Source organism: Rhizobium sp. M10 (assembly GCF_002531955.1).
Taxonomy (GTDB): domain Bacteria; phylum Pseudomonadota; class Alphaproteobacteria; order Rhizobiales; family Rhizobiaceae; genus Rhizobium; species Rhizobium etli_C.
On record NZ_NWTA01000056.1, the window covers coordinates 1 to 4,909 of the forward strand.

General features: G+C 56.2%; 4 protein-coding genes and 1 pseudogene. 3 read left to right on the forward strand and 2 right to left on the reverse strand.

Features of this window, described 5'->3' with window-relative positions; all coding sequences use genetic code 11:
* The first annotated feature begins 157 nt into the window (after positions 1-157).
* Positions 158-1,500 (forward strand): annotated as a pseudogene (hemN, locus tag CO671_RS32790) (oxygen-independent coproporphyrinogen III oxidase).
* Positions 1,501-2,050: 550 nt separating this feature from the next.
* Here the strand turns inward: hemN and CO671_RS32800 are convergent.
* Positions 2,051-2,590 (reverse strand): hypothetical protein, encoded by a 540-nt coding sequence (locus CO671_RS32800; RefSeq protein ID WP_004679185.1) that lies wholly within the window; start codon positions 2,588-2,590, stop codon positions 2,051-2,053.
* Between the two features lie 128 nt (positions 2,591-2,718).
* A complete protein-coding gene (locus CO671_RS32805) occupies positions 2,719-3,393 on the reverse strand; it encodes a transcriptional regulator (protein WP_029875595.1) in 675 nt (224 codons plus the stop codon).
* Positions 3,394-3,568: 175 nt separating this feature from the next.
* Between CO671_RS32805 and CO671_RS32810 the strand changes: the two genes are divergently transcribed.
* Both CO671_RS32810 and CO671_RS32820 read left to right on the forward strand, forming a co-directional pair.
* Positions 3,569-3,985 carry a hypothetical protein gene (locus CO671_RS32810; RefSeq protein WP_011053452.1) on the forward strand — a complete coding sequence of 139 codons (417 nt, stop codon included), beginning with the start codon at positions 3,569-3,571 and terminating at the stop codon, positions 3,983-3,985.
* A 760-nt stretch (positions 3,986-4,745) separates the two neighbouring features.
* On the forward strand, positions 4,746-4,909 hold a 164-nt coding region (locus CO671_RS32820), incomplete at its 3' end, for a carbamoyltransferase N-terminal domain-containing protein (protein WP_141514514.1).

A 4,909-nucleotide genomic window follows, 5' to 3' on the forward strand; every position in this document is an offset into this window, starting at 1 on the left:
CCTGGCGATGAGCCGAAGGCCCTTTCCGAATGCGACGTCAAATCGAACATCAAGTCCATTCCGGGCGTGGCATGTGCCCAATAGGACCACGCTTTCGAAGGAAAAAAACGTGTCAAATATTGTATGTGAACGTGACACGGACTGCAGGCGAAAGTCTTTGCGCGCACCGTCGTCGATTTTCGTTCCGAACACAAATAGCGGGGCGCAGTTGCCTTGGTATACTATCTACCCAACAATACAGGAGTTTTCTCCAGAAATCGGCGCCCACACTTATGAGCAATGGCTGAGAAGCCAGGGAACTGATGACGCTGTCTCGCTCTATCTCCACATTCCATTCTGCCGCTCGATGTGCTGGTATTGTGGTTTTCCGACTAGCATCACTCGTCGGGACACTTTGATAACCGTCTAGCAATGCTGCGCGAGGAAATCCGCCTGGTCGCCGAGCAAGTGCCGCAGGCACTCTCCGTGGGTGACGTGCACTTTGGCGGCGGATCCCCGACCATTATGCCATCGGCAGACTTCCTGTCGCTAATGGAACTCCTGCGCGGCCGTTTTGCGCTTGAGCGAGGTGCAACCATTGCCGTTGAGGTCGACCCGCGCACGTTCACCACCGATATGGCCGAAGCCCTAGAAAGAACCGGTGTGAATCGCGCAAGCGTCGGTGTGCAGAGCTTCGATCCCGTCGTACAAAAAGCGATCAACCGGATTCAGAGCGAGGCGCAAGTGATGACCGCCGTCGAAAACCTCCGCCTGTATGGGGTCAGGCGTATCAATTTCGACTTGATGTTCGGTTTGCCGAACCAAACCGTCCAGTCCTGTCTCGAGAGCGCTATGTTAGCTATTGCGATGCGTCCCGACCGCCTCGCGGTTTTCGGTTATTCCCACGTTCCATCTTTTCGAAAAAATCAGCGCTTGATTGACACAGCAGCACTGCCCGATATAGCCGCGCGAGCTGAGCAGGCCTCAGCCATGGCCGATACGTTAGTTGCAGCAGGCTATCTGCAAATTGGTCTCGACCATTTTGCTTTGCCGGATGACGAGCTTGCAATAGCACAGAGAGCTGGTCGTCTGCGCCGAAATTCGCTTGGTTACTCTGCCGAAACCTGCTCAACTGTCATCGGTTTGGGCGCGTCCGCCATTGGTCGTTGCGGCGACGGTTACGTTCAAAACGATCTCACGCAAAGCTGTTATAACCGGCACATAGCATCCGGCCGCTTGGCGATCTCAAGGGGCTACCGTTTAGCTACCGAGGATCGCGTAAGAGCTGCAATCATCGAACAGCTCATGTGCTACGTGGAGGCGGACATATCAGCAATCTGTACGGCTCAGGGATTTGATCAGACCCATCTAGTGAGTTCAGCTAAGCAGCTAGAGATTCTGGCTGAGGATGGGATCGTTGAGTTTGACAACGGTTTAGTCAGTGTGCGGCACGAACGTCGCTCTGCCCTTCGCCATGTCGCTGCCGCGTTCGATGCTTATCTTGGCCGCCAGCCGATCTAGACTGGCAAACGGAGGACCTTGGAGTGATCACTTAATCGAGCTCGAGTTCGTCGAGATGTTAGGCAGGAGGCAAGCCCCCAATTGCTCGATTTTAAATCGATCGCTGAATTCGCAGTCCATGGCATGTGTCGGTCTCGATCGCGTCACAGTTCAGCTCTCGCCACTGGCAAAGAAATCCGCCGTCAAATATCGTGAAAGGTCTGGCGCAGCACGGCTTCACCGGCTCGGTTGCGCGCGCCAACTTGAAGCAGGCGACACCTTCGTTCAAAACGGACCAGACGCCCGGACAGTTCAGCTTGACGCCACCAATGCGGCTTCGATTGCGCAGGCGGCGGAGACGCGCATCCAGGAAACCTGCGGCAGGCTCGATGTTCACGGTGGCGATCGAGCGCGGTTAAATGCCTAGAACATGGCCTAAACACTCTTGTCGTTGATCTCGACGAAATGGGACCGTGTTCGGACCCCAATTATTTGTCCTTGCCGTACACAGGTGATGCTGCCGTTGGCTCCACTACATGCCCAGGGCGACAGGTTGTTGCACTGCGACAGGTCACCGTTCAAACCGCTCCAGCATTGTTCTCAACTGCGCGTTTTGCAGCCTTAGCTTTCTGGCTAGCTGCCTCCTGAGCACCCTGATGTCTTCGTCGAGGCTCATCTGGTCCGCAGTGTGAACTGCCGGGGCAGCGTTTGCAATCGCGGCTGATGCCTTCTTACGCGGGGCGACCTCGAGAGTTCGCTCGAGCCTCGTAGCATCGTGCCCAGCGGCGATGTCGGTACTAAGCCCGCCGAATGGAGGTGGATCGGCCGCCTCAACGTTTTTGGCATCTTGGCCTTCGACCTGATCGTGGCCACCGATTCCGACTTCCTTAGAAACAACAAACTCGGTGGAAATTGCAGGAGAATGGCCGTGACGGGGAGGCCCCTCGCTTGCCGGTCGAACGGCGCTTATCAGGCTCTTCTCGGCAGGCGTTTCGGTCGGACCGGCAATGGCCAATGTGTCCGGCGTAACCTTCTGGTCCGAGCCGTTTTCTCGCTTTTGTTCGCGACCCGGTGAGATCAGTCGGGCAAGAAGTTTCCAGGGAGACGCCATCTATCCGACCTCGCGTTTTATCCCGCAAGCAGGCAGTGAGTTTGGGGTCCGGCAACAGCATTACCGTTGCCGAATTGTTTGTCTCGATAAGAATGTAGATCCGGTCGCTTATTGACCGGCTGCTTATATCAATCGAGCTTGAGCCGTTTGCGCAGATCTTCATTTTCAGCGCGAAGTTTTCCAGCAAGAAGCTTGCGCAGCCGCTGATTTTCCTCTTCCAACTGCAAAAGGTCTGCCATTTCATCGCTCGCCGTCATCGGGGCAGCCGGCGCTGCCTGCACAGCCTTTGGAGCACGGCGCACAGGTGCGCGTTTGGCGCTCGCCGTGGCTTCGATAGCCTTTGTCTTGCGCCCTCTCCTCTTCACACCACCGTCCCCGGCCAGCGCAGCTGCCGGCTCTGCCGTAGCGTCAGCTAACGCGGTCTCGAGTGCCGCGACTTTTTTGGCGCGCGGTTTGCGCTGTTTCTTCGGCGCATTAGGCGTTTCGACAACGGTCTGTCCATCGACCTTGGTTGTCGTATTAGTCTCGTCGGCCATGCTCATCTCCTGTGTATCTGATGCAGTTGTCGACGGCCCGAGAGGCGCTGTCAACAACTGCTCGGCCTGATCTTGTTCCGGCAAAGACATTTCGCTGTCGGGTTTGCCACTCTGAGAGCTACCTGACAGAAAAGGCAATGCCTCTTCCTCTAGATCGCGCGCGACTGACTTTAGATCCACATTGCCCCAGATCGAGTTCGATCTGGCATCAAGTTTTCGCCTGCCGTTCTTGTACTCGACGGCAAAACTGCGTTGCACTTTTTTCAATATAAGAGGCCTTGGAGAATCCACGGGGTGGCTGATGTTATGCTGGAACAGCACGAATAGCGCCTACCGGACTACCAGTCTATACCCACGGTCTAGCCTGAGGCCAATTTTTTAGCGCCGCATTATTTTTTGGAGTTACCGCGGCCTCTGCCGATTTATCGTCCCGGTCCCTAAAGTGGTGAAGGAGCCGCGCACCAACCCAGGCTTCTCCTTCGTCGGCTGGCGCTTCAAAGACCAGATGCTGCGCACTTACGCCGGGGAAAATGTTGAAGCGCTTGGCCCACGTTTCGCGGCACTCGCAGCGGCGGTGCTGACCAAGACCGAACGCAGTTTCCTTGCAGCTAGCGCCGCCATTAGGCTCATTGATGTGCCGAGACGAACATGCGGCTTGGCTTTGTCGGCTGAAACAAGAGTAGCGAAGGAGTGTTGCTTTTATGACAAGACACGAGGAGTTTGTCGGTCGAATGTCACAGGCGGATCTGCCTTGCACACGGCCGCCATAGAGAGAAGGATGGGGTCGCCGCTCGCTTCACTGCTGAGTCACGCCATCGTTTTCGTGAATGCATTCCATCCAAACAATCGATTTTACTGATCGAAACGGTTGCCATTAGAAGACGCTGAAGAAGCGTTTTGTAAAAGCCGTAATTCGGAGTTCTTAAAATGGGTCCTCGGGTGCCGTGGAGACTGTGCTGGGAAAACGAGATGAGGCAGTCGGTCTGCTGCCTGGTCTCGATCGTTATCTTGCGCTCGACGTGATCGGGTAGAATCTTGGTCGTTGCTTCTCGACGTTTCAGTGGGCTCTCACGGGACGCACTTTTGCCCCGGTCGATGCCGCCTCCTATTCGTCTTCACCGCGCGCTGGTCATCTTTCTACTGCTTCCCCTTCTAGCGTTTGTTGCAGATCGGTTCTCACGCCGTGGGCGCCGTTCGACGTGATTATCAATGGCGGCCCCACCGCGTGGGAGCTGAGTTCGGTACTGGCGCATATGCGAATGACGGAGGCCGGCGGCGGAATTCTGTGTGCTATGCCTCGGAGCCAACGCAGGCGCACTCGCCGCTGCAAGGATACGGTCTGCGACCTTTGCAGCGACCACCAAACGTCGTTGTGGCTGTCGGGCGGAAAGATGAAGGACTGGGTAATGTGGATACGTTACGCGGCGTTACTGCCGCAAATGCTTCGGTCTGGGGCTCTGTTAGCGCCGATTGTCGGCAATCTCACCGATCCGGTCACGATCTGATTTCGGCTTCGACCCGTGAGCTCTAGCTGCACTGTCAAGCGCCACCCTATGAAACTGCGAAAGCCGGTGGCCAGACCAGAGCGACCTACCTTTCGAAACGAACTGGAGAGCAACATGCTGTGTCTAGGGCTCAGTGGCGGTCTAAGCAGAGTCTACGAAAATTCGTTCGATCTACCGAACACCTTTATGCACGATGGGGCTGCGGTTCTCGTTCGCGACGGGCGAGTGATAGCGGCGGTCGAGGAGGAGCGCCTTAACCGGATCAAGCACTCCAACAA

Bases quoted from the DNA above. Each gene is read 5' to 3' on its own strand.
- CO671_RS32800 (WP_004679185.1), bottom strand. From the start codon at position 2,590: ATGGCGTCTCCCTGGAAACTTCTTGCCCGACTGATCTCACCGGGTCGC.